The sequence below is a fragment of the Pseudomonas sp. S49 genome (assembly GCF_009866785.1).
Taxonomy (GTDB): domain Bacteria; phylum Pseudomonadota; class Gammaproteobacteria; order Pseudomonadales; family Pseudomonadaceae; genus Aquipseudomonas.
This window is the reverse complement of record NZ_CP019432.1, coordinates 6,591,896-6,617,439: the sequence shown is the minus strand read 5'-3', so window position 1 is coordinate 6,617,439 and position 25,544 is coordinate 6,591,896. Positions and strand designations below refer to the sequence as shown.

Annotated in this window: 26 protein-coding genes; 15 read left to right on the top strand and 11 right to left on the bottom strand. The window is 59.4% G+C overall.

The annotated features are described in order from the left end of the window. Positions 1–38 precede the first annotated feature (38 nt). Positions 39–512: an Lrp/AsnC family transcriptional regulator gene (locus PspS49_RS29440; RefSeq protein ID WP_064116528.1), complete on the top strand. Its 474-nt coding sequence runs from the start codon at positions 39–41 to the stop codon at positions 510–512. Positions 513–641: 129 nt separating this feature from the next. Here PspS49_RS29440 and lpdA read toward each other — a convergent pair whose 3' ends face one another. Continuing rightward, positions 642–2,042: a dihydrolipoyl dehydrogenase gene (gene lpdA, locus PspS49_RS29435; RefSeq protein WP_150749902.1), complete on the bottom strand. Its 1,401-nt coding sequence runs from the start codon at positions 2,040–2,042 to the stop codon at positions 642–644. A gap of 211 nt (positions 2,043–2,253) precedes the next feature. Between lpdA and PspS49_RS29430 the strand changes: the two genes are divergently transcribed. The 8 genes from PspS49_RS29430 (at position 2,254) to cfaB (ending at position 11,528) form a co-directional block, all read left to right on the top strand. After that, complete coding sequence (locus PspS49_RS29430; RefSeq protein WP_160042418.1) at positions 2,254–4,215, top strand: protease modulator HflK; 1,962 nt, start codon at positions 2,254–2,256, stop codon at positions 4,213–4,215. Next, positions 4,212–5,252: a protease modulator HflC gene (locus tag PspS49_RS29425; RefSeq protein ID WP_160042417.1), complete on the top strand. Its 1,041-nt coding sequence runs from the start codon at positions 4,212–4,214 to the stop codon at positions 5,250–5,252. Before PspS49_RS29430 ends, PspS49_RS29425 begins: the two co-directional genes overlap by 4 nt. Continuing rightward, on the top strand, positions 5,249–6,298 hold the full coding sequence (locus tag PspS49_RS29420) for a protease modulator HflK (protein ID WP_160042416.1): 1,050 nt from the start codon (positions 5,249–5,251) through the stop codon (positions 6,296–6,298). Before PspS49_RS29425 ends, PspS49_RS29420 begins: the two co-directional genes overlap by 4 nt. Next, positions 6,295–8,202, top strand: a complete 1,908-nt coding sequence (locus tag PspS49_RS29415; RefSeq protein WP_160042415.1) for a heavy metal translocating P-type ATPase — start codon at positions 6,295–6,297, stop codon at positions 8,200–8,202. The genes PspS49_RS29420 and PspS49_RS29415 overlap by 4 nt, the downstream gene beginning before the upstream one ends. Before the next feature lie 111 nt (positions 8,203–8,313). Beyond that, complete coding sequence (locus tag PspS49_RS29410) at positions 8,314–8,565, top strand: hypothetical protein (RefSeq protein WP_150774640.1); 252 nt, start codon at positions 8,314–8,316, stop codon at positions 8,563–8,565. A gap of 64 nt (positions 8,566–8,629) precedes the next feature. Further along, positions 8,630–9,475, top strand: a complete 846-nt coding sequence (locus tag PspS49_RS29405; protein ID WP_160042414.1) for a DUF692 domain-containing protein — start codon at positions 8,630–8,632, stop codon at positions 9,473–9,475. Continuing rightward, positions 9,466–10,254 (top strand): DNA-binding domain-containing protein, encoded by a 789-nt coding sequence (locus PspS49_RS29400; protein ID WP_160042413.1) that lies wholly within the window; start codon positions 9,466–9,468, stop codon positions 10,252–10,254. The genes PspS49_RS29405 and PspS49_RS29400 overlap by 10 nt, the downstream gene beginning before the upstream one ends. 86 nt (positions 10,255–10,340) lie before the next feature. Beyond that, a complete protein-coding gene (gene cfaB, locus PspS49_RS29395; protein WP_127930307.1) occupies positions 10,341–11,528 on the top strand; it encodes a C17 cyclopropane fatty acid synthase CfaB in 1,188 nt (395 codons plus the stop codon). Positions 11,529–11,556: 28 nt separating this feature from the next. Here cfaB and cls read toward each other — a convergent pair whose 3' ends face one another. After that, positions 11,557–12,996, bottom strand: coding sequence for a cardiolipin synthase (gene cls, locus PspS49_RS29390; protein ID WP_127930306.1), 1,440 nt, complete (start codon positions 12,994–12,996; stop codon positions 11,557–11,559). Positions 12,997–13,127: 131 nt separating this feature from the next. On the opposite strand from cls, the gene PspS49_RS29385 reads away from it, so the two are divergent. After that, positions 13,128–13,646 carry a DUF3617 domain-containing protein gene (locus PspS49_RS29385; RefSeq protein WP_150749895.1) on the top strand — a complete coding sequence of 173 codons (519 nt, stop codon included), beginning with the start codon at positions 13,128–13,130 and terminating at the stop codon, positions 13,644–13,646. A gap of 114 nt (positions 13,647–13,760) precedes the next feature. Here PspS49_RS29385 and PspS49_RS29380 read toward each other — a convergent pair whose 3' ends face one another. From PspS49_RS29380 to folE2, 6 genes are read right to left on the bottom strand one after another with little or no spacing between them, the layout of a single operon-like run. Beyond that, a complete protein-coding gene (locus tag PspS49_RS29380) occupies positions 13,761–15,092 on the bottom strand; it encodes a dihydroorotase (RefSeq protein ID WP_160042412.1) in 1,332 nt (443 codons plus the stop codon). A 3-nt stretch (positions 15,093–15,095) separates the two neighbouring features. Next, the gene (locus tag PspS49_RS29375; RefSeq protein ID WP_122842141.1) at positions 15,096–15,656 is read right to left on the bottom strand and encodes a carbonate dehydratase; all 561 of its coding nucleotides are present in this window, start codon (positions 15,654–15,656) and stop codon (positions 15,096–15,098) included. Then, positions 15,653–16,528 carry a metal ABC transporter substrate-binding protein gene (locus PspS49_RS29370; protein ID WP_160042410.1) on the bottom strand — a complete coding sequence of 292 codons (876 nt, stop codon included), beginning with the start codon at positions 16,526–16,528 and terminating at the stop codon, positions 15,653–15,655. Before PspS49_RS29370 ends, PspS49_RS29375 begins: the two co-directional genes overlap by 4 nt. Positions 16,529–16,539: 11 nt before the next feature. After that, entirely contained in the window at positions 16,540–17,406 is an 867-nt protein-coding gene (locus PspS49_RS29365; protein WP_160042408.1) for a metal ABC transporter permease, read from the bottom strand. Continuing rightward, positions 17,406–18,074: an ATP-binding cassette domain-containing protein gene (locus tag PspS49_RS29360; RefSeq protein ID WP_150774646.1), complete on the bottom strand. Its 669-nt coding sequence runs from the start codon at positions 18,072–18,074 to the stop codon at positions 17,406–17,408. Before PspS49_RS29360 ends, PspS49_RS29365 begins: the two co-directional genes overlap by 1 nt. Then, positions 18,071–18,967: a GTP cyclohydrolase FolE2 gene (folE2, locus tag PspS49_RS29355; protein WP_160042406.1), complete on the bottom strand. Its 897-nt coding sequence runs from the start codon at positions 18,965–18,967 to the stop codon at positions 18,071–18,073. Before folE2 ends, PspS49_RS29360 begins: the two co-directional genes overlap by 4 nt. 84 nt (positions 18,968–19,051) lie before the next feature. Between folE2 and PspS49_RS29350 the strand changes: the two genes are divergently transcribed. Further along, on the top strand, positions 19,052–20,254 hold the full coding sequence (locus PspS49_RS29350) for an N-acetylmuramoyl-L-alanine amidase (RefSeq protein ID WP_160042404.1): 1,203 nt from the start codon (positions 19,052–19,054) through the stop codon (positions 20,252–20,254). Here PspS49_RS29350 and PspS49_RS29345 read toward each other — a convergent pair. Further along, the gene (locus PspS49_RS29345; protein ID WP_127930299.1) at positions 20,251–20,628 is read right to left on the bottom strand and encodes a glutamine synthetase; all 378 of its coding nucleotides are present in this window, start codon (positions 20,626–20,628) and stop codon (positions 20,251–20,253) included. The genes PspS49_RS29350 and PspS49_RS29345 overlap by 4 nt on opposite strands. 222 nt (positions 20,629–20,850) lie before the next feature. Here PspS49_RS29345 and zigA point away from each other — a divergent pair, with 222 nt between their 5' ends. Both zigA and PspS49_RS29335 read left to right on the top strand, forming a co-directional pair. Next, positions 20,851–22,056 carry a zinc metallochaperone GTPase ZigA gene (gene zigA / locus PspS49_RS29340; protein ID WP_150774650.1) on the top strand — a complete coding sequence of 402 codons (1,206 nt, stop codon included), beginning with the start codon at positions 20,851–20,853 and terminating at the stop codon, positions 22,054–22,056. Next, positions 22,056–22,700, top strand: a complete 645-nt coding sequence (locus PspS49_RS29335; RefSeq protein ID WP_160042402.1) for a DUF1826 domain-containing protein — start codon at positions 22,056–22,058, stop codon at positions 22,698–22,700. The genes zigA and PspS49_RS29335 overlap by 1 nt, the downstream gene beginning before the upstream one ends. A gap of 4 nt (positions 22,701–22,704) precedes the next feature. Here the strand turns inward: PspS49_RS29335 and PspS49_RS29330 are convergent, their stop codons facing one another. Further along, positions 22,705–23,061: an NADH:ubiquinone oxidoreductase gene (locus tag PspS49_RS29330; RefSeq protein ID WP_150749887.1), complete on the bottom strand. Its 357-nt coding sequence runs from the start codon at positions 23,059–23,061 to the stop codon at positions 22,705–22,707. A 29-nt stretch (positions 23,062–23,090) separates the two neighbouring features. Here PspS49_RS29330 and PspS49_RS29325 point away from each other — a divergent pair, with 29 nt between their 5' ends. Beyond that, complete coding sequence (locus PspS49_RS29325; RefSeq protein ID WP_160042400.1) at positions 23,091–24,056, top strand: CobW-like GTP-binding protein; 966 nt, start codon at positions 23,091–23,093, stop codon at positions 24,054–24,056. Between the two features lie 6 nt (positions 24,057–24,062). Here the strand turns inward: PspS49_RS29325 and PspS49_RS29320 are convergent, their stop codons facing one another. Next, positions 24,063–24,476, bottom strand: a complete 414-nt coding sequence (locus PspS49_RS29320; protein WP_122593228.1) for a DUF3301 domain-containing protein — start codon at positions 24,474–24,476, stop codon at positions 24,063–24,065. Positions 24,477–24,593: 117 nt separating this feature from the next. On the opposite strand from PspS49_RS29320, the gene pdxY reads away from it, so the two are divergent. Then, complete coding sequence (gene pdxY, locus PspS49_RS29315) at positions 24,594–25,466, top strand: pyridoxal kinase PdxY (RefSeq protein WP_127930294.1); 873 nt, start codon at positions 24,594–24,596, stop codon at positions 25,464–25,466. Positions 25,467–25,544 lie beyond the last annotated feature (78 nt).

Below are 25,544 nucleotides of genomic sequence, written 5' to 3'. Positions count from 1 at the left end.
CTGGTTTTCACCGTAACGACTATCAGGATCTGCCAAACATGAAACTCGACGCCTTTGATCGCAAGATTCTCGCGGCCCTGCAACGCAATGGACGCCTGAGCAATGTCGAACTGGCGGACGAAATCGGCCTGTCGGCCTCGCCGTGTCTACGCCGGGTGCGGATGCTGGAAGAGGCCGGGGTGATCCGTGGCTATCAGGCCAATCTCGATCGCGATGAGGTCGGGCTGGGGTTGACGGTGTTTGTCGGGGTCAAGGTCGAGCGTCATAACGACGAGCAGGCCGAGGCTTTCTACAAAGCTGTCACCGCATTGCCGGAAGTGATTTCTGCGTTTCTGGTGTCAGGAGAGTCGGATTTTCTGCTGCAAGTGGTGGTGCCGGACTTGCGTGCGTATGACCGCTTTCTCAGCGGTTGTCTGTTGAAGTTGCCCGGGGTGAGCGATATTCGCAGCAACTTTGCGATTCATACGGTGAAGACGCCGGGGGCTTTGCCCTTGGGGCATCTTCCGCTGTAGACCGAGTCGCACCCTTCGCGAGCAGGCTCGCTCCCACAGTGACCGCGCTCCTTCTGGAGGACTGCGGTCGAATGTGGGAGCGAGCCTGCTCGCGAAAGCGGGAGTCCGGTCAATAAAGATTTCAGAACCCTACATCTGCGTCGCCATTCCCTCGACATTCATCGCCGCCTGGCGCAATGCCTCTGATCTTGTTGGATGCGGATGGCAGGTCAACGCAATGTCCTCGGCCGAAGCACTGAACTCCATCGCCACACAAAACTCGCCAATCATTTCACTGACGCTCGGTCCCACGAGATGTACGCCGAGTACTTCGTCCGTGCGCTCGTCGGCAATGACTTTGGCAAAGCCCTCGGTCTCATGGTTGATTTTCGCCCGGCTGTTGGCGGTGAACGGAAACTTGCCGACCTTGTAGGCGCGCCCTTCAGCCTTCAGTTGCTCTTCGGTCTTGCCGACGCTGGCCAGCTCCGGTCGGGTGTAGATCACGTTGGGGATCAGGTCGTAATTGACTTCGCCGGCCTTGCCGTGGATCTGCTCGACGCAGGCCATCGCCTCGTCTTCAGCCTTGTGCGCCAGCATCGGGCCTGAGGTCACGTCGCCGATCACCCAAATGCCAGCGGCTTCGGTGCGATGCTGTTTGTTGGCGAGCATGCCGCGTTTGTCCGTGCTCAGGCCGACGTTTTCCAGACCCAGGCCTTGGGTGTACGGACGACGACCGATCGCCACCAGCACGTAATCGGCCTCGAGCAGTTCAGCGCTGCCACCCGCCGCAGGCTCGACGCTGAGCTGTACACCGGTGGCGGAAGACGTGGCGCTGGTGACTTTCGAGCTCAGCTTGAAGGCGAGGCCCTGTTTGCTCAGCGAGCGTTGCAGGGTTTTCCCGGCCTCGCCATCGACGCCGGGGCAAATGCGGTCGAGGTATTCGACCACGGTGACCTGCGCACCCAGCCGTCGCCACACCGAGCCCAATTCCAGGCCAATGACGCCGGCACCGATCACCACCAGATGCTTGGGCACTTCACTTAGCGACAGCGCGCCCGTTGAGTCGAGGATGCGTTTGTTATCGATTTCGACGCCTGGCAGGGGAGTGGGCTCGGAACCGGTGGCGATGATGATGTCCTTAGCGGTCAGTTCGATTTTGTTGCCCTGATCGCCAGTCACCGTGACCTTGCCGGGACCGTCGATGTGGCCCCAGCCTTTGATCCAGTCGACCTTGTTTTTGCGAAACAGAAATTCGATGCCTTTGGTCAGGCCGGCCACGCTTTCGTCTTTCTGTTTCATCATTTGCGCGAGGTTCAGCGTCGGTTTGACCTCGATGCCAAGGTTGGCGAATTCCGCCCCCATCGCCGCGTCATACAGCTCCGAAGCATGCAACAGGGCTTTGGAGGGCATGCAACCGACGTTCAGACAGGTGCCGCCGAGGGTCGCGCGACCTTCCACGCAAGCAGCCTTGAGGCCCAGCTGGCCGGCGCGGATCGCCGCGTTATAACCACCGGGGCCGCCGCCCAGAATCACTACGTCATAGTTGCTCATGCGCTTGCTCCTGATTGATGGATGCGGATCGCTAAAAGTAGTTCCGGATAAAAATTACGAACGTAATATGTGCGTTTCGAGGCTTTTCGGTCAAGGCTTCAGGCAAGCGACAGGTTGGGCATCTTTGAATAAGGGTAATTGTGTACGAATATTTCACGCTTTTCGTTATATCGTAACGATATGAACAGCGGACCATTGAATTTGGGGTGATATGCAAGTCGATCTGGAGGTGGATGGCACGCAAGTGACCGGACTGCCGCGCTTTCAGCAGGCGGACGTGCAGAGCCGGTACTTGCGACGTTGGGCGATCAGCCTTGGCGGATTGGCCGGAGCGGGGTGGTTGCTGGCGTTTTTTGTCGGCCTGTTTGCTCCGCAGTCGTTGTGGTTGCCGTTGCTGATCAATCAGAGTGCGGCGTTGCTGGTGTTGGTTGCCGGGATGCAATCGGCTTGGTGGGTCACGCAATGGCGCGCGCAGGCGATCAATCCTGTCGCGGTGACGCCGGTAGCCGTGGACGAAGAATCTGCGCCGCAAGGTTGGTACGAGCGATTACTGGAGCGCCTGAGCCAGCGCAGTTTGCATCTGCTCGGCCAGATCGGTGCGGCGACCCTGTGGTTGGGCGGTCTGGCGCTGCTGGTGGTGTTAAGCATCGACCAGGTGTGGAACCTCGCTTTGCCCGCCGCGGCCGTCGGTTTATCCGCCACAGTCGGCGCGGCGCTGGCGTTGTTATTGGCGTTCGGCTTGCTGGTGCTGGAGCGACAACTCGCACAGGAAAATCCCGCGCAATGGCCGGACGCGGGCTCACTGGCACAACTGACGCGTGTGGCAATCATCACGCTGGTGCTTGGGGCGCTGTGCTTACTGTTCGCCAGCGAGAACGCCATTTGGCCGGTTCGCGTCGCCGTTCTACTCGGCATATTGCCGGGACTGGTCGCAATCGAACTGCTATTGCGCGCCGTGCTTTCCGTCTTCAGCCCGCGCCGAGAACAGCTCGAACCGACGCTAATGGCGCGCAGTTTCGTCGCCGGCATGCTGCGCTGGCCGCCACAGCCATTGCTCGCGTTGCAGCATGAATTGCACAACCGTTTTGGCATCGATCTGCGGCAGATCTGGGCGTTCAGTTACATGCGCCGGGCGTTTCTGCCGGTGCTGGCGTTGGTTGCTGCCGTGGGGTGGTTGCTCACCGGCATTCATGAAATCCCCCTGCAAGGCCGCGGCATTTATGAGCGTTTCGGCAAACCGGTGCAGGTGCTCGGCCCGGGATTGCATACAGGTTTGCCGTGGCCGCTGGGGCGCGTGCTGATCGTTGAAAACGGCGTGGTGCACGAATTGGCAACCAGCGTCGGCGAGAATCCGGTGCCGGTGCGAGCCGATCCTGCTGAAGGTCCGGCGCCATTCACAGCCAATCGTTTGTGGGACGCCAGTCACGTCAATGACAAATCGCAAGTCATTGCCAGCAGCCGTGGCGATCAGCAGAGCTTTCAGATCGTCAACATGGACGTGCGTTTCGTCTATCGCATTGGCCTGACTGATCAGGCAGCAGTGGCGGCGACCTACAACAGCGCCGACGTGCCGACACTGATCCGCAGCACCGCCAGCCGGATTCTGGTGCACGATTTTGCCTCGCGCACGTTAGACGGTTTGCTCGGCGAAGATCGGGTAGGGCTGGGCGAAGAGATCGGTCGTGCGGTGCAACGCGATTTGCAACAACTCAACAGTGGCGTGGAGATTCTCGCCACGGTCGTCGAAGCCATTCACCCGCCGGCCGGTGCCGCCAATGCCTATCACAGCGTGCAAGCCGCACAGATCGGCGCGCAAGCGTTGATCTCCCGCGAACGTGGCGCCGCTGCTGAAGCGAGTAATCAGGCGCTGTTGCAGGCCAGCCTTGCTCGCGATCAGGCCAGCGCCAATGCGCGGGAAACCAGTGCCACGGCGCAAGCGGCGGATCTGAAATTCACTGCCGAGCAAAAAGCCTACGCCAGTGCCGGTCAGGCCTTCGTGCTCGAGCAATACCTCGGCCAGCTCAGTCAGGGCCTGAGCAAAGCCAATTTGCTGGTACTCGATCATCGCCTCGGTGGCAGCAGCAATGCGCCGACCATCGACCTGCGTACCTTCACGTTGCCGGCTGACCCGACGCCCGCGCGCACCACCGCTCAACCAGGAGTCACCCATTGAGCCAGTCGCACACGCACCAACCGCATGATCACAGCGGCCACGATCACGGCCACGGCGGACATCATCATGGGCATCATCACCATCACCACGGTGCGCCGGAAGAGGCGGGGCCGTTTCCGTGGCGGCGCATGGGCTGGGCCGTGTTGCTGGTGGCGTTCGCCATCGCCGCGGCGAGCCTGGTGCAAGTGCGCTCCGGTGAAGCCACGGTCATCACCCGTTTCGGTAATCCGTCGCGGGTGTTGCTCGATCCGGGTTTGAGCTGGCGCTGGCCGGCGCCGTTCGAAGCGGCGATCCCGGTTGATTTGCGGCTACGGACGACGTCCAGCGGCTTGCAGGATGTCGGCACCCGTGACGGTCTGCGCATCATCGTCCAGGCTTATGTGGCGTGGCAGGTGCAGGGCGATCCGGACAACGTGCAGCGATTCATGCGCGCAGTGCAGAACCAGCCGGATGAGGCTGCGCGGCAGATTCGTACCTTTGTCGGCTCGGCACTGGAAACCACCGCCAGCAGTTTCGATCTGGCGAATCTGGTCAACACCGATGCCAGTCAGGTGCGCATCGCCGACTTCGAAGCGCAGTTGCGTCAGCAGATCGATCAGCAATTGCTCGCGACCTATGGCGTACATGTTGTGCAGGTCGGCATTGAGCGTTTGACCTTGCCGTCGGTGACGCTCACCGCCACGGTCGATCGCATGCGCGCCGAGCGTGAAACAATTGCCACCGAGCGTACGGCGATCGGCAAGCGCGAAGCCGCGCAAATTCGTTCCGCTGCCGAGCGCGATGCGCGAATTGTGCAGGCTGACGCCATGGTGAAAGCGGCAGAAATCGAAGCACAATCTCGCGTCGAAGCCGCACAGATCTATGGCCGGGCGTACGCCAGTTCGCCGCAGCTGTATAACTTGCTTCGTTCACTGGACACCCTTGGCACCATCGTCACGCCGGACACCAAACTGATTCTGCGCACCGATGCTGCGCCATTCCGCGTGCTGGTCGACGGCCCTCTGACACTCGACAGCAAATCCGGTTTGCAGCCATGAATGAACAAGTTCCACGTGGAACACATGCGCTGAACAGTCCGTGGATTCAGGCTGGACGTTTGGCATTTTTTGCTTTGTATGCGGTGACGGTACTGGCCGCGTTGGCTTGGGCGTTTTCCAATGTGCGGCAAATCGATCCGCAGAATCGAGCGGTGGTTCTACACTTCGGCGCGCTGGATCGCATCCACAACGCCGGCCTTTTGTTGGCCTGGCCACAGCCTTTCGAACAGGTGATTCTGTTGCCGGCAGCCGATCGGGTTATTGAATGTCGCGTCGAGAATCTGCTGCGCAGCGATGAGGCGCTCAAGGCCGATCGGGTCGCATCGTTCGCTGCACCCATCAGCGATGCCCTGGCCGGTTCTGGTTATTTATTGACCGGTGATGCGGGGGTGGTGCAACTGGATGTGCGGGTGTTTTACAAAGTCACCGATCCTTATGACTTTGTCTTGCAGGCTGATCATGTGCTGCCGGCGTTGGATCGATTGGTCACCCGCAGCGCGCTGGCACTGACTGCCGCGCGGGATCTGGACACCATTCTGGTGGCTCGCCCAGAGTTGATCGGCGCCGATAATCAAGCGGCCGAACGCCGTGAACGGCTGCGCGGTGATCTGGTGCAAGGCATCAACAAACGCTTGGCCGAGTTGAAGGCGAGCGGGCAGGGCATCGGTATCGAGGTGGCGCGGGTCGATGTGCAATCGAGTCTGCCCGATCCGGCGGTCAGTGCTTTCAATGCGGTGTTGACCGCCAGTCAGCAAGCCGACAAAGCCGTGGCCAACGCACGCACCGACGCCGAGAAACTCACGCAGACCGCCAACGAACAAGCCGACCGCACGCTGCAAGTTGCTCACGCGCAGGCCGGTGAGCGCCTGGCCAAAGCCTCGGCCGACACCGCCACGGTATCGAGTCTGGCCAGCAGCACCGACCCGCAAATGCTCCTGCGCCTTTATCGCGAGCGCATGCCGAAGATTCTCGGTCAGGCCGGATCGGTAACCACGGTCAACCCGAAAGACGATTCCCGCCTGATCATTCAGGGAGCCAGTAAATGACCGCGACCATCGCCGCACCAAGTCTGTTGTCCTCGGCCGAACAACGCCGCGCTGCCCGACAACTGACCTTGGCCATGCTTGCACTGGGCTTGCTGGGTCTGGGCTTGATCTGGCGTTGGCTGGTGCCGGAGCAAACCGGTGTCAGCCAGTTGCTGTTGGGTTTCGCTTCTTTATTGGTCGCCGTGCCGGTCATGCGTTCGGCGTGGTACAGCCTGCGTTATCCGAGTCTGCATGGCATCACTGATCAACTGATTGCTCTGGCCATGCTCGGCGCGTGGGCAACCGGTGATCTGCTGACGGCGGCGTTGCTGCCGATCATCATGATCTTCGGCCATGTGCTGGAGGAACGCAGCGTCATCGGTTCGCAGGAAGCGATTCATGCCCTCGGTCAACTGACCCGCAGCCATGCGCGTAAGGTACTGACGGATGGCTCGATCATCGAAGTGGACAACGGCACGTTGAAAGCTGGCGACACCGTTGAGGTGCGAGCCGGGGATCGAGTGCCGGCAGATGGTCGGGTGTTGTCTGGCCAAGCCAGCCTCGACACCGCTTCGATTACCGGGGAATCAGTGCCGGTCGAGGCGGGCGTCGGCATGAGCGTATTTGGCGGCGCGATCAACCTCGACGGCCTGTTGCGCATCGAAGTGACGCGAACCGGCGATGAGTCGACGCTCGGCAAGGTCATCGCGCTGATGCAGAACGCCGAGCGCTCGAAGCCGCCGATCACGCGTTTGCTTGAACGTTACGCCGGCAGCTACATGGTGCTGGTGTTGTTGCTGGCGGCGGTGACCTGGTTCATCACCAATGATGCGCAGGCAATGCTCGCCGTGTTGGTAGCGGCGTGTCCCTGCGCGTTGGTGTTGTCTGCCCCGGCGACGGCGATTGCCGGTGTGGCAGTGGCGGCACGCCACGGCATTCTGATTCGCAGCTCAGCGTTTCTTGAAGAGCTGGCTGATCTCACTTCACTGGTGGTCGACAAGACGGGGACGCTGACTTACGGCACCTTGCGCTTGCAGTCGATCGACAACCCGCGCGCAGAGTCGTCCGCGATCATGGCGCTCGCCGCCAGTCTCGGGGCGGCGAGCAGCCACCCGGTCAGTCGTGCGCTCGCAGGGCTGGTCACTCAAGACCAATGCTTACCGTTGAGTGATATCCACGAGCGCCAGGGCCTCGGGGTCGTGGCCATGACCGGGCAGGGCGAAGCGGCGCTTGGCCGCCCGGAGTTGTTCGCGCAACTCGGCATTATTACGACAACTATTCCCGATCATGACGGCCCCATCGCCGGGCTGGCACTCAACGGTGAGTTCCTTGCCTGGTTGCTGCTGGCGGACAGCGTCAAACCGGAGGCCCGCTTTGCCCTCAGTGAATTGCGTGAACTGGGTCTGGGTCGACAGCTGTTGCTCACTGGCGATCGCCAGAGTGTGGCTCAGTCGCTGGCCAAGGATGTCGGTTTGCATGAGGTCGAAGCCCAGGCGTTGCCCGAAGACAAACTCAATCGTGTGCTCAAGGAAATCGACAACGGCTTCCGGCCGATGGTGGTCGGTGACGGCATCAATGATTCGCTCGCGCTCAAGGCGGGCGTGGTTGGTGTGGCGATGGGCGCGGGAGGTGCGGACATTGCGCTGGCCTCGGCAGACATCGTTTTGATCGGCAGCGACCTGCGCCGACTGGGCACCTGCGTGCGCCTCAGCCGTCAGTGCCGCAGGACGTTGCAGGTCAACGTGATCATTGGTCTGGGCTGGACGCTCGCCATCGTCGTGTTCGCCGCATTCGGCTGGCTCGGTGCGGCCGGGGCGATGATCGCCGCGCTGCTGCACAACCTCAGCACGCTGCTGGTACTGGGCAATGCCGGGCGGTTGCTGCGCTTTCAGGAGCCGTTATTGAAGCTCAAGGAAGAGCCTTGAAAATTATTTTTGATCTTCTGTAACGCCTTCGGGGGCGCTCTCTCTAGTGCTATGTCGGGACTGAACAAACCTTTCAGCCGACACCCCTGACGATTACCGAGGATAAGAAAAATGACTATCAAGACCGCTGCTGCTGGTGCCGCTCTCGCTTTGGCCGCCGCGACCCTGTTTGCCGGTGTTGCCACTAACGCGATGGCTGCTGATGCCAACGTTCACTGTTATGGCGTGAATGGCTGCAAGGGCCAGAACGACTGCAAGACCAAAGATCACGCGTGCAAAGGCTTGGGTTCGTGCAAAGGTCAGGGCTTCAAGGCGATGACTCAGGCGGCTTGCGAAAAAGCCGGTGGCAAGGTCGGCGAATAACTGACCGGTTAGTGTCGCCGCAGTGGTTTGCGCCACTGCGGCCACTTTTATCAGGAGTCCGCTTATGTCAGCTTCTGTGCCTTTCCTGGGTTACGGCCTCGGACTGCGTAGCGCTTACTACCAGCAGATCCTCGAGCAGTCGCCGGATGTCGACTGGTTCGAAGTGGTCTCGGAAAATTTCATGGTGCAGGGCGGCAAGGCTCTGTATTACCTCGATGCCATCGCCGAGCGCCATCCGCTGGTGATGCATGGTGTATCCCTGTCCATCGGCGGGCCGCATGCCCTCGATCCGGACTATCTCAAACAACTCAAGCAACTGGCCGATCGGGTCCGACCTGCATGGATCTCCGATCATCTGTGCTGGAGCCGCGGCAATGCCCATCAGTTGCATGATCTGCTGCCGCTGCCTTATACCGAAGAAAGTCTGGATTACATTGCCGGCCGGGTAAGGCAGGTGCAGGACATTCTGCAGCGTCCGCTGGTACTGGAGAATGTCTCCAGTTACGTTCGTGCTGCCGCGGATGATTTCAGCGAGTGGGAGTTTCTCGCAGTGCTGAGCCGGATAACTGGCTGCGAGTTGCTGCTGGATGTGAACAATGTCTATGTCAGCTCACGCAACCACGGCTTTGATCCGTGGGCATTCATTCGCGGCCTGCCTGTCGACAAAGTCCGTCAACTGCATCTGGCGGGGCACAGCGACTACGGTGATTACGTGATCGACACCCACGACCATCCGGTGAGCGATCCGGTCTGGGCGCTCTATCAACGCACACTTGAACACTTCGGCCCGGTGGCCACATTGCTGGAACGCGACGACCATTTTCCGCCTTTCGAAGAACTGCTCGGTGAATTGCACAAGGCACGTGAACTGGGTGACAAGGTCTTGGCCGGGAGGCAGCAATGCGCCTGAAAGACTGGCAACTGGCGTTCGAGTCGTTTCTGCTCGACGACGACGCTACGGCGAATCCGGTCTTGGGCAAAAGCCTGATTGGTGGCCCGACACTGGATGTCGGCACGGGACTGGCGATCTATCACAACGCGTACAAGGCGCGTCTGCTGGAAGTCTTGCGCAATGACTTCGTGGCGATCTTGCACTGGATGGGTGACGACGAATTCGATCGGCTCGCCAGTTCTTACATCCGCCATTCCCCGCCGGGGCATTACAGCTTGCGCTGGCTGGGCAAAGGCTTCGAAGCCTTTATCCGTGAGCATCTGGTGCCGGAACAAAGCGCGCCACTGGCCGAACTGGCCTCGCTTGAATGGGCGTTTACACTGGCGTTCGATGCGCCGGCGGGGCAGACGTTGACGCTGCAATCAATGGCGACGCTGGCCCCAGAGGAATGGCCTGAGCTGCGGGTGAAGCCAACGCCTTCGCTGCAGTGGCTGGAATGCCGCTTCAACAGTCTCTCGCTATGGCGTTCGGTGAAGGAAGAATCCGACTTCCCTGACAGCACGGTGCTCGAAATCCCACAGGCCTGTCTGATCTGGCGCTGCGAACTGATCTGTCACTATCGCAGCCTCGATCCTGCCGAAGCCACGGCCCTCAATGGCCTGCTCGCCGGTGGCTGGAATTTCTCCGAACTGTGCACACAATTAGCAGTCATTTATGGTGAGGGCGCGCCACTTCAAGCCGTTACCTGGTTGAAACAGTGGGTTCAAGACGGTTTGCTGGAGCGTCTGCAACGATAGCCAAGGCTAATCAAATCGATAGCCTGCTATTTTTCCGGGATGGTCTACCCTCAGATCTGACGGTCTGAAACAAGGGGGGATTTTCCATGCTCGCGCAACTTCCACCGGCCTTACAGAATCTGCAGCTACCGCTTCGACTGCGACTCTGGGATGGCCATGAGTTCAATCTGGGGCCGGCGCCCAGCGTCACCATCGTGGTCAAGGACCCGCAGATGGTCAGCCAGTTCACCCATCCAAGCCTGGATGCGCTCGGAGCAGCATTCGTCGAAGGCAAGCTTGAACTGGAGGGTTCGATCAGCGAAGTCATCCGGGTCTGCGACGAATTGAGCAACGCTTTGCTAGGTGAAGATGACGACAGTCAGCCAGTGCGTTCGGTGCACGACAAGGAAACCGACGCCAAAGCCATTTCCTACCACTACGACCTGTCCAATGCGTTCTACCAGCTCTGGCTGGACAGCGACATGGCGTACTCCTGCGCGTATTTCGAAACGGGCAGCGAAAGCCTTGAGCAGGCGCAACAAGCCAAATTCCGACATCTGTGCCGCAAGCTGCGTGTGCAGCCAGGTGACTATCTGCTTGATGTGGGTTGCGGTTGGGGCGGCCTCGCGCGTTACGCCGCGCGGGAATTCGGCGCCAAGGTGTTTGGTATCACGCTGAGCAAGGAGCAACTGGAACTGGCGCGTGAGCGGGTCAAGGCTGAAGGCCTGGAGGAGCAGATCGAACTGCAATTGCTCGACTATCGCGATCTGCCCCAGGACGGGCGTTTCGACAAAGTGGTCAGTGTCGGCATGTTCGAACACGTCGGCCACGCCAATCTCGCCGAGTACTGCAAAACCCTGTTCGGTGCGGTCAAGGAGGGCGGTCTGGTGATGAACCACGGCATCACCGCCAAGCACACCGATGGCCGTCCGGTGGGACGCGGTGCCGGGGATTTCATTGAGAAGTACGTGTTCCCCAACGGTGAGTTGCCGCACCTGTCGATGATCTCGGCGGAGATCAGCGAGGCGGGCCTGGAAATTGTCGACGTCGAAAGCCTGCGCCTGCACTACGCGCGCACGCTGGATCACTGGAGCGAGCGGCTGGAGGACAACCTTGAGGCAGCGGGCAAACTGGTGCCGGATCAAGCGTTGCGCATCTGGCGACTATATCTGGCCGGCTGTGCTTACGCGTTTGCCCGTGGCTGGATCAATCTGCACCAGATCCTCGCGGTGAAAGCGCATCCTGATGGCAGCCATGAACTGCCATGGACCCGTGACGATATCTACAACCCCTGAGCCTATTCCCTTCTTTTGGGAGAGGGTTTCAAAGGATCGGTGAAATAAGCCGGGCGATCCGCATGCCGACTTGTTGCAGGCGGTGGAGCTCCCGGCTTTCTTCTTTGGCGACTTCGTCGGCCAGCGCGAAGTCATCGATGAGCATGTGTTCCACGGCGGCGGAGAACTCACTGTCGACCGTCAGCAACATCACTTCGAAATTCAACCGGAACGAGCGGTTATCCAGATTGGCACTGCCGATCGCGCTGATTTCGCTGTCGATCAACACCACTTTCTGATGCAGAAACCCGGGACGGTAGCGGAACACTCGGACACCGGCGCGCACCGCTTCAAAGGCATAAAGGCTGGAAGCGGCGTAGACGATGCGGTGATCGGGGCGCGAGGGCAGCAGCAGACGTACATCAACACCGCGTAATACTGCCAATCGTAACGCTGCGAAGACGGCTTCATCGGGGATGAAATACGGGCTTGTGATCCACACTCTTTCCGTCGCCGCATGTATCGCTTCGACGAAGAACAGCGAGCAGGTTTCGTACGCGTCGGCCGGGCCGCTGGCGAGCAGTTGGCAGAGTACGCCGTCTTCCGGGTATTCATCCGGCAGGATCAGCGGCGGCAGGGTGCGGGCGGCCCAGAACCAGTCTTCGGCAAAGGATTCCTGCATGCACGCGACCACCGGGCCGCGCACCTTCACATGGGTATCGCGCCACGGTGCCAGCGGTGGTTTTTCACCCATGTATTCATCGCCGACGTTATGCCCGCCGACAAAGCCGACCACGCCATCGACCACGACAATCTTGCGGTGGTTACGGAAGTTGACCTGAAAGCGGTTGAGCCAGCCGCTGCGCGTGGCGAAGGCTTTTACCTCGACGCCCGCATCGCGCAGCGTCTGCACATAGCTGTGGGGCAGGGCGTGGCTGCCGATGCGGTCGTAAAGCAGATGAATCGTTACGCCTTCCGCAGCTTTTTTCAGCAGCAGATCACTCAAACGTTGGCCGAGTCGATCATCGTGAATGATGAAAAACTGGATCAGCACCGCTTCTTTCGCTTGATCGATGGCGTGGAAAATCGCCTCGAACGTCGCCGTACCGTTCACCAGCAATTGCACTTCATTGTTCGCCAGGCATGGCATGCGCCCCAGTTTGGGCATCGCCCGTAACGAGGCGTAGGCATTGGACGCGCGCGCGGTGAGGGCTTCTTCCACCCAAGGGCGCCAGTTCAGTTCGGAGATGGCCTGACGCATTTGTTCGTTGGCCTGGCGCCGCGCCTTGATGTAACCATCAAAGGTGCTGCGGCCGAACACCAGGTACGGAATAAGCGTGAGGTAGGGAATGAAGATCAGCGACAATGCCCAGGCGATCGAGCCTTGAGCTGTGCGCACGGTGAGCACCGCGTGAATCGCGGCGATCAAGCCGAGGGTGTGTATCAGGGCGATCAGATAACCGAAAATGTGCGGTCCAAAATAATCCATGGGGCAGCCTTGCTCCGGAAGATTCAATGCTTAACAGACCATGTTCTGTCGCGATTGTCGCTATTTAATTGGTGCATGAACCGAAGCAATCGGCCGACGTCTAACGGCCACTACTGATCAGGAGTTTTTCGATGAACGTTCGTCTGCTGGGTTTGGCGCTGGGCCTGGGTTTGGCATTGCCGGTGGTTGCGCAGGCGCAGATGCTGCAGCCGGGGCTGTGGGAAATGACATCGAGCAACGTCAAGGTCGATGATCAGCCGATGGATGTGCAATCGATCCTCGGTCAACTGCAAGGGCAGATGACCCCGCAACAGCGCGCAGCGCTGGAGAAGAACGGGATCAATATTGGCGGCAAAGGCATCCGCGCTTGCCTGACGCCAGAGCAGGTGGCGACCAACGATATTCCGTTGGCCGACCCGCAATCGGGCTGCAAACAGCAGATCACCGATCGCACCGGTAACCAGTGGAAGTTCCGCTTCAGTTGCCCGAAAGCGCAGGGTACCGGCGTGGCGACGTTCCTCAGTGATCGCGAGTTCACCACCGTGGCCAATGGCACGTTCAATGCGATCGGGATCAACCAGAAGGGCAGCCTGGAGACGCGTGCAGTTTGGCTAGGCCAAGAGTGCGGCGCGGTTAAACCCCGCGCCTAAATGTATCTCCTGAAGGAGCTGCGGCACGCTGCGATCTTTTGATCTTGATTGTAAAAAACAAGATCAAAAGATCGCAGCCTCGTTTCACTCGTCAGCTCCTACAGGGTTTTTGAATCAACGCATAAATCGTAGCGCCAACCCCCGACACCCCTCATTCACCCGACCCTCCCGCCACGCAATCTGTCCCGACACGATCGTCGTGCTCACCCGATGCCGAAAGCTGCGCCCGGCAAACGGCGTCCATCCACACTGCGACAAAATCGGCTGCCGATCGACCTCCAACGCCTGCGCTTCAACCAACACCAGATCCGCCCAATACCCTTCACGCAAATACCCACGATCCGGAATCGCAAACAGATCCGCGACGCGATGGCTGGTCTTCGCCACTAACGTCGTGACCGGCAAAACCCCGTCCGCCACCAGCTCCATCAGCGCCGGCAACGCATGCTGCACCAATGGCAATCCCGACGGCGCCTGCGCGTAAGGCCGTTGCTTTTCTTCCCAGGTATGCGGCGCATGATCGCTGCCAATGACGTCCAACCGATTGCTGTTCAAAGCTTCACGCAAAGCATCACGATCGCTTTGACTCTTGATCGCCGGGTTGCACTTGATCAGATTGCCGAGCTTTGGATAGTCGCGATCATCGAACAATAAATGGTGCAGACAGACTTCGGCGCTGATGCGTTTCTGCGCCAACGGTTCGTCCTCGAACAACGCCAGTTCACGCGCGGTGGTCAGGTGCAAAACATGTAGGCGGGTGCCGTGACGTTTTGCCAGTTCCACCGCCAGTGATGAGGATCGATAACACGCCTCGGCATTGCGAATAAGCGGGTGGGCGGCGGGCGGAATACGATCGCCGAACAACTCACGCAGATTGGCCGCGTTGGCATCGATGCTTGGCGTGTGTTCGCAGTGCGCCAGCAGGATGGTCGGCACCTCGGCGAACAGTCGCTCAAGGATCTGCGGATCATCGACCAGCATGTTGCCGGTCGAGGCGCCCATAAACACTTTCACCCCGGCCACTTCACAGGGATTGAGCGCGGCTACCGTGTCGAGGTTGTCCCGGCTCACGCCAAAGTGAAAGCCGTAATTGGCCACCGAGTTGATCGCCGCCCGACGCTTTTTATCCGCCAGCGCTTCGAGGGTAAGGGTGGCCGGGTTGGTGTTGGGCATGTCCATGAAGCTGGTGATGCCACCGGCAACCGCCGCACGCGACTCGGTGTGAAGGCTGCCCTTGGCTGGCGCACCTGGTTCACGGAAATGCACCTGGTCATCAATCATTCCGGGAAGCAGCCATTGACCGTTCGCGTCGATTTCCACTTTGGCGTTTTCACCTTCGATGCTGCGCGCAATCTTGACGATGCGTCCATTGCTGACCAACAGATCTGCGTCGAACTCACGCCCTTCGTTGACCAGCCTTGCGTTGCGAATCAGCACGCTGCTCATGGCTCAGAACTCGTTCTGCAAGGCTTTGTAGCCGCGCACCAGATCGACGTTGGTGCGCGCCACGTCTTCGGAAAACTCCGAGGCGCTGACACTCACTGGCGGGAATAACGAGAGGTCGGTGTTCGGGCCGATGCGGGTGGTGGAGGGCACATAGAAGGCGTCCGGTAAATCGCGACCATCGACCACCGAGTTGTGCCGCACCACGCAACCGTTACCTACAACACAGTTGAACAGCACGCTGTTGAAACCGATGAACACGCGGTCGCCGACCACGCACGGGCCATGCACGATTGAGCGGTGGGCGATCGAGCTGAATTCGCCGATGGTCACCGCCGCACCGGATTTTGAGTGGATCACCACGCCGTCCTGAATGTTCGAATTGGCGCCGATGGTGATCGGCTCCATCTCGCCCGAGGCGTCCACTTCGTCGGCGCGGATCACCGCGTAGGGGCCGACGAAAACGTTTTCGCCAATCACCACTTTGCCGCAGATGATCGCGGTTTTGTCGACGTAAGCCGACTCGGCGATTTGCGGCAAATCGCCTGAAGGATTCTTGCGGATCATGGTCGGCTCAGTGCGTCGTAAAGGGTGTTGAGGTTGTATTCGAACAGGCCGGTGAAAGTGCTGGCCGGGCCACTGGCGGCGAGGGCGTCGGAGTACAAGGTGCCGCCGATGTGCGCGCCGCTTTCATCAGCGATCTGCTTGAGCAGACGCGCATCTTTGATGTTTTCCATGAACACCGCTTTGACTTTGGCCTGACGAATCTGTGTGATCAGCGCAGCGACTTCGGCGGCCGAGGGTTCACGCTCGGTGGACAAACCTTGCGGCGCCATAAAGTCGATGCCGTAGGCCTGACCGAGATAACCGAATGCATCGTGGCTGGTGACGATCTTGCGATTGCCCGGCGGCAGCGAACCGAGCTTGGTTTTTGCTTCGGCGAGCAGGGCGTAGATCTGCTTCAGATAGGCCTGGCTGTTGCGTTCGTAGTCGGCCCTGTTCGCCGGGTCGGCAGCGATCAGCGCCTTGGTGATGTTGGCAATGTACAGTTCCGTGTTCGCCAGATTATGCCAGGCGTGCGGGTCGGGAACGGTTTCGCCATCCTCGTCCAGTGAGCGCGGAATCACGCCATGACTGGCACTGATGACGGTGGCTTTGGTCTCGGTGCTGCTCACCAGTCGATCCAGCCATGGCTCGAAACCGAGTCCGTTTTTGATGATCAGCCTGGCGCCGAGTAATGCTTTGGCATCGTCCGGTGTCGGCTCGTAGGTGTGCGCGTCGGCGTCCGGGCCGACCATGTTGGTGATCTGGATATGCTCGCCGCCGACCTGATGCACCAAGTCGCCGAGAATGCTGAAGCTGGTCACCACCGGTAATTTTTCCGCCGCCGACAATGACATCGACAGCATCAGGCTGAACAACACGAGTAGAACGCGCATCGGGAAACACCTCATTGGGATGTAAGCAAAGGCGGGCGGCGCAGGAGACCGTGAACCGGCCCGAACACCACCGACAGCAGATAACCGACGCCGGCGACCAGCACGATGGCCGGTCCGCTTGGCAGCGAGTAGTAGAACGAAAGCAACAAGCCAAACCACACCGAGAGGCAACCGATAATGGCGGCGGTGCCAATCAGGATCGGCAGTCGACGGCTCCAGAACCGCGAGGCAGCGGCGGGGAGCATCATCAACCCGACCACCATCAGCGCGCCGATGGCCTGGAAGCCGATCACCAGATTGAGCACCACCAGGGTCAGGAATACGCCGTGGGCGAGTGGGCCGAGGCGGCTGACGGTTCTCAGGAACAGCGGGTCGAGGGTGTCGAGCAGCAGCGGTTTGTAGATCAGTGCCATGGCGATCAGGCTGAATCCCGAAACCCATAACATGCCGGTGAGGGTCGGGCCGTCGACGGCCAATGCCGAGCCAAACAGCAGATGAAGCAGGTCGAGACGTTTGCCGGCGATGCCCAGAATCAGCACACCGCTGGCGAGGGATATTGGGTAGATCGCGGCGAGGCTGGCGTCTTCGCGTAGACCGGTTCGGCGGGTGATCCACGCCGCGAGTCCGGCCATGCTCAGACCCGCGCCGAGGCCGCCGAGTGTGAGTGCAGGCAGACTCAGTCCGGCAAACCAGAATCCTAATGCGGCGCCAGGAAGGATGCCGTGGGCGACGGCGTCACCGATCAGGCTCATCCGTCGCAGGATCAAAAACACGCCGAGTGGTGCCGTGCTGCATGCCAAGACCAGTCCGCCAAGGAGGGCACGTCGCATGAACAGGAACTCATTGAACGGTTGCCACAAGTGGGTGACGGTGACCATCAGGCCACCTGCGTGTGAGGGGGTTGCCGGATCAGTTCGACGCTGGCGCCGTACACGCATTCGCGGTTTTTGATCAGCAAGGTTTGCGGGATGTGTTGGCGCACGGCGCAGAGGTCATGGCAGACCACGACGATTGTTCGACCTTCGTTATGCCAGGTGTGGATGTGCTGCCAGAGCAATTGTTGGCCGAGCTCATCGAGGGCGGCATGGGGTTCGTCGAGGAGCAGAACCGGAGCGTCGGTCAAACTCAGGCGGGCGAGCAGGGCACGTTGTAGTTCGCCGCCGGAGAGGGCCATGAGCGGGCGGTGTTCGAGTCCGCTCAGGTGCCAGTTTTCCAGTGCATCTTTCAGGCGTTGTGCGCGCAGTTGGGTTGAGAGTCGACGTCCCCAGAAACCGGCGGCGATCAGTTCTTCGAGGTTGATGGGGAACTGGCGGTCGAGATGTTGTTGCTGGGGGAGGAATGACAATCCGCTTTGACGTGGAACACTCAGGGAGGCTTTGCCTGCCAGTGGTTTTTGCAGCCCGGCGATGACCTTCAAGAGGCTGCTTTTGCCGCAGCCGTTGGCGCCGATGATTGCCGTTAGGCTGCCGCTTTCGAGTTCTAGATTCAGGGGCGTGGTCAGCGGTTGACCGGGAGCGCCCCAACTCAGGGATTGGCAGCGGATCATGCTTGCTCACGCTGCCAGTGGCTTTCGGCGACGGCGTCGTGGGCGTGCAGGCTTTCGGCGTGGATCACTCGCAGATGGAACTGGTTAACGCCGGGTGTGCGACGAAGTGCGAGATTCAATCGGCGCGCGGCGTCTTCGCAGAACATCAGATTCTGTCCATTCGCCAAGGCGAAGGCTTGCTCGTCCGCGCGTTTTACTGCGGTTTGTACGGCGGTGCCGAGGGCCGCTTCGGCGTCATTGATGATCACGCTAAGCGGTAATTCGTCGATGAACTCGTCGAGGTGCAGATGCAATTGTGCAGTGCTGCGTTGGCTATGAGGCGTGGCGACGATGCCTTGAGTCGAGCCAAGCCAAGCGAGAACGTCTGCATGCTGAAGGGGTTTGTTGGCGAAGTCGTCGACGAATTGCTGCTGAATTAATTGCCGGGCCAATGCCGCGGAGCACGGGCAAGTCGAGGAGTAGGGCACTTCGATGTTGAGTTCCACGTGGAACATCTTGTTTTTCAGACTGGCTGAAATCGTCGCGGGATAGGATTTCCATCCGGCCAGTGGACTGATTAGTGCTGGTCTTTTCAGCAGTAGATCGGTGCGGATATTCAGGTAGGCACAGTGGGATAAACCTTCGTGGCTATCCAGAAAACGTTTGAGTACCTGGTGCAGCAGAGCAGGGGAAAGACTCCCCTGTTCGAGCGCTTCCAGGGCCAGATAGAGTCGCGACATGTGAATCCCGCGAGCTTCGCCGTCATCCAGACTCACCCCCGCATCAGCCTTTGCGCTCACGCGTTGGCCTTCCAATAAAACAGGTAACGCGATGCCGTGCATGCCCACCCATTCGAGGGGCAAGGCTTGGCGAGCGGATTGCGCAGCGATATCCGGAAGTGTCAGCGAATTCATGTTCGGAACCATCGTGTTGATTGAAATGAATGTTACATTATAACAATACAGATCACGATGCTTTTTTCATGAACAGGCTTTCATATGCACAGACGCCATTTGCTCAATCTGATTCTCGCCAGCGCGGCCTTCGCCCTTCCGTTCAGTGTTTCGGCCGCGCAAATTCGCAACGCACGGCTTTGGCGTTCTGAGGAAAAGCTGCGATTGGTCTTCGATTTAAGTGGCCCGGTGCGATACAAAACCTTCACGCTCAGTGCTCCAGAACGGCTGATAATCGATGTGTCCGGCGCAGATCTGAGCGGCGATTTCAGTCAGTTGGCTTTGAATGGCACGGTGATCCGCTCGATTCGATCCGGGCCTTTTGGTCAGGGAGGCACGCGGATTGTTCTCGATCTGAGCAATCCAGTGCTGCTTAACAGCTTTCTTTTGGCGCCCCAGGATGGCCAGAGTCATCGGCTGGTTCTGGATTTAGTCAGTGCGAAAGTAGCGCCAGAGATCCCAATGGTTCCACGTGAAACACCCAGAATCAGCGCTCACCCCAAGCGCGACATCATCGTAGTTGTCGATCCAGGACACGGAGGGAAGGATCCCGGTGCGGTCGGCGCGAAGGGTGAGCGGGAAAAAGATGTGGTGCTTTCCATTGCTCAGCTACTCGCCAAACGCCTGAAAAAAGAGAAAGGATTCGACGTGAAACTGGTGCGCAATGACGACTTCTTTGTGCCCTTGCGTAAACGCGTAGAGATCGCCCGTCAGCACAAGGCAGACATGTTTATCTCGGTGCATGCCGATGCAGCGCCAAGGCTGACAGCTTCTGGAGCGTCTGTGTATTGCCTGTCTGAAGGTGGTGCGACATCGGCGACGGCGCGTTTTATGGCGCAGCGTGAGAACGGCGCTGACCTGCTCGGCGCTACTAGTCTGCTCAACCTCAAAGACAAAGATCCAATGCTTGCCGGGGTGATTCTCGACATGTCGATGAATGCGACCATTGCCGCCAGTCTGCAACTGGGCAACACGGTGCTGGGCAGTCTGGCGGGCATCACCACTCTGCATCAGAAGCGTGTGGAACAGGCCGGATTCGCCGTGTTGAAGTCGCCGGATGTGCCGTCAATCCTGGTGGAAACCGGCTTCATTTCCAACGCTCGCGACAGTCAGCGGCTGGTAACCGCGCGGCATCAACAGGCTGTCGCGGATGGTTTGTTTGAGGGTTTTCTGCGTTATTTTGAGAAAAACCCACCGATCGACAGCTATCTTGCCTGGCGACAGGAGCAGCTAAAGGCGCAGGTCTAGCAGCCCACAATTCGACTGCAAATGAATTTCGCGCTGCTGCCGCCCGAGCTGGAGAAGCGATTGATAGTCGTCCAGCCGATGCGTCGGGTGTAACCAGCCCAGGCCTCACCGTCAGAGGCTATGCCGGTGAAGAACGTCAATTGGCCGAAACGGCTGTTGGTTTGCGCCCAATAACGCTGCCCAGCCTTTTCAAACCCGCGCAGATAAAGCGTGCTGCCGACAGTGTTGACGCTATACGCATTGCCCTCGGCATCGACGCAGGCAAGCAGGTTGGCGCTGCGGGTGCAGCTTGCCAGCGCCTGAAACTGCGCCCACGTATTGCCCGCCACCATTAATCCAAGGCTCAACAACGAGCATTTCAGCGCAGTTTTCATTAGCAATTCCGAGTGTGGGATGGGCTCAGCTTCCTGCTGTTTATCGCTCAGGACAAGGGCAGGGCTGGTTTATTTGTCGTGTTATAATATAACATAAACAACTATTGAGCCTGAGCGGGCCGATTTCAAGCGTTTACCTTCAGCGAGGCCCTCGCATGAAGCGCCAAAACGCCAAGCGCTGGCAAAAGCGCCAATCGGCTGCCTTCATAAGAGGATTATCCAATGTCAGCCGAATTGCCCGTCACCGTACTTTCCGGATTTTTAGGCGCCGGAAAAAGTACACTTTTGAATTACGTACTACGTAATCGAAATGGTCTTCGCGTCGCTGTCATCGTCAATGATATGAGCGAGATCAACATTGATGGCAGCGAAGTCCAGCGTGATGTCAGCCTTAACCGTGCAGAAGAAAAAATCGTCGAAATGAGCAACGGTTGTATCTGCTGTACGTTACGCGAAGACTTGCTCGAAGAAGTCAGCAAGCTCGCCCGTGAAGGTCGCTTCGATTATCTGCTCATCGAATCCACCGGCATCTCCGAGCCGCTGCCGGTCGCAGAAACCTTCACTTTTCGTGATGAACACGGACAAAGCCTCTCCGACATCGCCCGTCTCGACACCATGGTCACTGTCGTCGACGGGGTGAATTTCCTCCCGGACTACCAGGCGGCTGAAAGCCTCGCCTCCCGTGGCGAAATTCTCGGCGAGGAGGACGAGCGCTCCATCACCGACCTGTTGATCGAGCAGATCGAGTTCGCCGACGTGCTGTTGATCAGCAAGATCGACCTGATCAGCCAGGCCGAGCGTGAGGAATTGATCGCCATTCTCAAACGCCTCAATGCGCAAGCCGAAATCATCCCGATGGTCATGGGTGAGGTGCCTCTGGAGAAGATCCTCAACACCGGTCGCTTCGATTTCGAGAAAGCCGCGCAGGCACCGGGCTGGCTGCAGGAGTTGCGCGGTGAGCACGTGCCGGAAACCGACGAGTACGGCATCGCCTCCACCGCCTATCGCGCGCGCCGACCCTTTCACCCGCAACGCTTTTTCAGCTTCATCGACCGTCCGTGGCTGAACGGCAAGCTGCTGCGTTCCAAAGGGTTCTTCTGGCTCGCGAGCAAACCCACAGACGCTGGTAGCTGGTCGCAGGCTGGCGGCCTGATGCGCCACGGTTTTGCCGGACGCTGGTGGCGTTTTGTGCCGAAGAACCAATGGCCACAAGATCAGCAAAGCACCGCCGCGATCATGGAAAACTGGACGCCGAGCGTAGGAGACTGCCGGCAGGAACTGGTGTTCATCGGTCAGAACATCGATTTCCTACAGCTTTCAGAGGAACTGGATGACTGCCTGCTCACTGATGAAGAAATGGCCCTCGGCGTAGAGGGCTGGCGATTGCTGGCGGATCCGTTTGGCCCTTGGCATGAAGAGGCTGCCTGATGCTCGCGCTCAAACTGCTGCAAAACCGCACGCGTTATCAGCACCAAGGACCGACTCCAAAGACGCTGACGCGAATTCTGGATGACGACACCAACCTTGCCGTCTGGCAGCGACAATTGCCGTTGCACATCAGCGATTTCGCTCAATTGCTTCTGTCGCTCAACGAACCGTTGGGCCAATCGCTATGCCTGGAGCTGCCGCACGAGGACGCTGAGCCTGACCTGACTGGTTTGGCTTCAGGTTTCCGTGATCTGGAAGGCTATGAAGGCTTCATCGCCGACCTGAAATGGCTGGTCAGCGCCTTCGTCTGTTTGCTGGGAGCCAAGCGCATCGGACTGCGCCTGCGGGTGCTCGATAAAGCCATGTGCCCGCGCTTCCACGTTGATCATGTGCCGGTGCGGCTGATCACGACCTACGCCGGCGTCGGCAGTCAATGGCTCAAGGAAGGCGCGATGGATCGCAGTCAATTGGGGCAGGCGAACGCTGAACCCCAAGCGCAAATACAGCAACTCAAGAGCGGCGACGTCGCCTTACTGAAAGGCGAGAAATGGCACGGTAATGAAGGTTTCGGTCTGATTCACCGTTCGCCGCAACCGGCCGCAGGCGAGCGTCGTCTGATACTGACCCTCGACTGGCTCGGTTGACGCCTCAAGGCTTGAGCCACGAGCCTTGGCTCTGGCCTTCGCAATACGGTTTCAAATACGCCGCATCGGTGGCGACCCCGTAATAGTGGATGTCCTGGCGATAAGGCATATTGGCGACTTGCGCGTTGCTGCACACGCCAAACGCGCCGTTCGGGCATTGATCGACGTATTGCACCTCGACTTTTTGCCCGGCCAGGGTTGGCTGGCAGAAGCCGTCGTTGAACAGTTTTTCAGGAATATTGCGGTTTTGCTGGCAGACTTTGACGTCGAGTCGCTCGCCCTGACTGTGCACTACGCAGGCCTGAGCCCACGCTTCGCTCGACAGCAGCGTCAACAGCAACGACCATCCCATCCAACGCATCTTTGCATCTCCCAAGAAAGCTTCCCGCCATGTTGCAGAACATTCCTACCCATGTCATTGCTGGCCCTTTGGGCGCCGGCAAGACCAGCCTGATTCGTCAACTGATGGCTCAGCGGCCGGCTGGCGAGCGCTGGGCGGTGCTGATCAACGAGTTCGGCCAGATCGGCCTCGATGCCGCGCTGCTGACCAACGACGCCGATGGTATCGCACTGGGCGAAGTGGCCGGGGGGTGCCTGTGTTGCGTCAATGGCGCGCCGTTTCAGATCGGCCTTGGGCGTTTGCTGCGCAAAGCCAAGCCTGATCGACTGTTTATCGAACCGTCCGGGCTGGGGCATCCGGCGCAGTTGCTCAAGCAATTGAATGAGGCGCCATGGTCAGGCGTGCTGGCGGTGCAGCCATGTGTGCTGGTGCTGGATGCGCAGGCGCTCGAGGCTGGCAAAGCATTGCCGGCGGCACAGCAGGAAGCGTTGCCCAGTGCGGGCTTGCTGCTGTTGAACAAGGCTGAAAACCTTGATGAAACGGCGAGGCAGAAAATTATCAGTCAGTTGCCTTCAGTCAGACGGATCTGGACGCAACAGGCGCAGTTGCCTCTGAGTGAACTGCCGGGCTTGGCTGCGCATGCGTTGAAAGGAGTGGATAACCTGGCGGTGCCCCGAGGATTGGGACAAATGCCGGCCGTCTGGAGCGCTCCGACGGTGCCGATTTGCCTGAGTCAGGCGCAGGAGGGTGGTTGGAGCATTGGTTGGCGTTGGCATCCGGGCCAGACGTTCGACAAGCAACGCATTGCCGACTGGCTAACTGGCCTTAATTGGAAAAGAGCGAAACTGGTTATCCACAGCACGGAGGGCTGGGTGTCTGCGAATGCTCTGGATAATACCAAGCTGATTTGGCAGGCCAGCGAATGGCGTAAAGATTCGCGAATCGAACTGATCTTCGTCGATCCGCAAAATATTGATCAATTGCAGGCAGGTCTGGCGCGATGCCGAACCCAGTGATTCAGCTCAAGGCTTCCACTTCGTGTGTTCCTGCCGCCACTGACTCAGCTCGATGACTTCTGCCCGTGGCCTCTGCACTTCGACCACTGGCGGCGTATCGTCGAACGGTGCCGGGTAGGGCGCGAGTTCGATCTGCGCACTGTGCGCACCAAACTGGGTGATGGTGCCGTTATGCCGGGTTTCGCCGGTCACGGTGAATTCGAAGTTGTACACCCGCGCCAGTCGTCGGCGACCGTTGGCGTCCTTGATGAAACCGATCTTCTTCAGCGCGACGTTGCCATCGAGCAATTCGACCCGTACGTTCAGGCAATGCTGTTTGACCCGCTCCAGTGCGCGTTCGCGCAAGCCGTGGTTGTGCCACAGCCATGCGCCGGCAGCGGCAAACAGCATCAGCACAAAGATGTTTTCCAGGGTCAGCATCAACATCGAACTCCAAAAGATAGCGTCAGCTTAACTGCGTCGCCGGTCTGTCGTACAGGCTGCGTTTCGTCGCATACTGCGCGGCTTGAATTTCAATCGTTTTACGGAATGACCCGAATGAAACGTACGCCTCATCTGCTCGCCATTCAGTCCCACGTCGTGTTCGGCCACGCCGGTAACAGCGCGGCGGTTTTTCCGATGCAGCGGGTCGGGGTCAACGTCTGGCCGCTCAACACCGTGCAGTTTTCCAACCACACTCAGTACGGCCAATGGGCCGGCGAAGTGCTGGCGCCGCAGCAGATTCCCGAGCTTGTCGAAGGTATCGCTGCAATTGGCGAGCTGGGCAACTGCGATGCGGTGCTGTCCGGTTACCTCGGCAGCGCGGCGCAGGGACGAGCGATTCTCAGCGGCGTCGAGCGCATCAAGGCAGTCAACCCGAAGGCGCTTTACCTGTGTGATCCGGTGATGGGCCACCCGGAGAAGGGCTGCAGCGTACCGACCGAGGTTAGCGACTTCCTGCTGGAAGAGGCGGCGGCCATGGCGGACATCATGTGTCCGAACCAGTTGGAACTGGACAGCTTTTCCGGGCGCAAGCCGCAGTCGCTGTTCGATTGTCTGGCGATGGCGCGGTCGCTACTGGCGCGCGGACCGAAAGCGGTATTGGTCAAGCATCTGGATTATCCGGGCAAACCGGCGGATGGCTTCGAGATGCTGCTGGTAACGGCTGAAGGCAGCTGGCATCTGCGCCGCCCGCTGCTGGCGTTTCCCCGTCAGCCAGTGGGTGTGGGCGATCTGACGTCCGGCCTGTTTCTGGCGCGGGTGCTGCTGGGCGACAGTCTGGTGGCGGCGTTCGAATTCACGGCGGCGGCGGTGCATGAGGTGCTGCTGGAGACTCAGGCGTGCGCCAGTTACGAGCTGCAGCTGGTGCGGGCGCAGGATCGGATTGCACATCCGCGGGTGAAGTTCGAGGCTACTGCAATCAGTCTTTAAGACCGTGCTGCCCCCATTCGCGAGCAGGCTCGCTCCCACATTTGAAATGCATTCATCTGTGGGAGCGACGGTGCGACG

Coding starts and splice junctions, on each gene's coding strand:
- PspS49_RS29440 (WP_064116528.1), top strand. CDS start 39: ATGAAACTCGACGCCTTTGATCGCAAGATTCTCGCGGCCCTGCAACGC.
- lpdA (WP_150749902.1), bottom strand. CDS start 2,042: ATGAGCAACTATGACGTAGTGATTCTGGGCGGCGGCCCCGGTGGTTAT.
- PspS49_RS29430 (WP_160042418.1), top strand. CDS start 2,254: ATGCAAGTCGATCTGGAGGTGGATGGCACGCAAGTGACCGGACTGCCG.
- PspS49_RS29420 (WP_160042416.1), top strand. CDS start 5,249: ATGAATGAACAAGTTCCACGTGGAACACATGCGCTGAACAGTCCGTGG.
- PspS49_RS29415 (WP_160042415.1), top strand. CDS start 6,295: ATGACCGCGACCATCGCCGCACCAAGTCTGTTGTCCTCGGCCGAACAA.
- PspS49_RS29410 (WP_150774640.1), top strand. CDS start 8,314: ATGACTATCAAGACCGCTGCTGCTGGTGCCGCTCTCGCTTTGGCCGCC.
- PspS49_RS29405 (WP_160042414.1), top strand. CDS start 8,630: ATGTCAGCTTCTGTGCCTTTCCTGGGTTACGGCCTCGGACTGCGTAGC.
- PspS49_RS29400 (WP_160042413.1), top strand. CDS start 9,466: ATGCGCCTGAAAGACTGGCAACTGGCGTTCGAGTCGTTTCTGCTCGAC.
- cfaB (WP_127930307.1), top strand. CDS start 10,341: ATGCTCGCGCAACTTCCACCGGCCTTACAGAATCTGCAGCTACCGCTT.
- cls (WP_127930306.1), bottom strand. CDS start 12,996: ATGGATTATTTTGGACCGCACATTTTCGGTTATCTGATCGCCCTGATA.
- PspS49_RS29385 (WP_150749895.1), top strand. CDS start 13,128: ATGAACGTTCGTCTGCTGGGTTTGGCGCTGGGCCTGGGTTTGGCATTG.
- PspS49_RS29380 (WP_160042412.1), bottom strand. CDS start 15,092: ATGAGCAGCGTGCTGATTCGCAACGCAAGGCTGGTCAACGAAGGGCGT.
- PspS49_RS29375 (WP_122842141.1), bottom strand. CDS start 15,656: ATGATCCGCAAGAATCCTTCAGGCGATTTGCCGCAAATCGCCGAGTCG.
- PspS49_RS29370 (WP_160042410.1), bottom strand. CDS start 16,528: ATGCGCGTTCTACTCGTGTTGTTCAGCCTGATGCTGTCGATGTCATTG.
- PspS49_RS29365 (WP_160042408.1), bottom strand. CDS start 17,406: ATGGTCACCGTCACCCACTTGTGGCAACCGTTCAATGAGTTCCTGTTC.
- PspS49_RS29360 (WP_150774646.1), bottom strand. CDS start 18,074: ATGATCCGCTGCCAATCCCTGAGTTGGGGCGCTCCCGGTCAACCGCTG.
- folE2 (WP_160042406.1), bottom strand. CDS start 18,967: ATGAATTCGCTGACACTTCCGGATATCGCTGCGCAATCCGCTCGCCAA.
- PspS49_RS29350 (WP_160042404.1), top strand. CDS start 19,052: ATGCACAGACGCCATTTGCTCAATCTGATTCTCGCCAGCGCGGCCTTC.
- PspS49_RS29345 (WP_127930299.1), bottom strand. CDS start 20,628: ATGAAAACTGCGCTGAAATGCTCGTTGTTGAGCCTTGGATTAATGGTG.
- zigA (WP_150774650.1), top strand. CDS start 20,851: ATGTCAGCCGAATTGCCCGTCACCGTACTTTCCGGATTTTTAGGCGCC.
- PspS49_RS29335 (WP_160042402.1), top strand. CDS start 22,056: ATGCTCGCGCTCAAACTGCTGCAAAACCGCACGCGTTATCAGCACCAA.
- PspS49_RS29330 (WP_150749887.1), bottom strand. CDS start 23,061: ATGCGTTGGATGGGATGGTCGTTGCTGTTGACGCTGCTGTCGAGCGAA.
- PspS49_RS29325 (WP_160042400.1), top strand. CDS start 23,091: ATGTTGCAGAACATTCCTACCCATGTCATTGCTGGCCCTTTGGGCGCC.
- PspS49_RS29320 (WP_122593228.1), bottom strand. CDS start 24,476: ATGCTGACCCTGGAAAACATCTTTGTGCTGATGCTGTTTGCCGCTGCC.
- pdxY (WP_127930294.1), top strand. CDS start 24,594: ATGAAACGTACGCCTCATCTGCTCGCCATTCAGTCCCACGTCGTGTTC.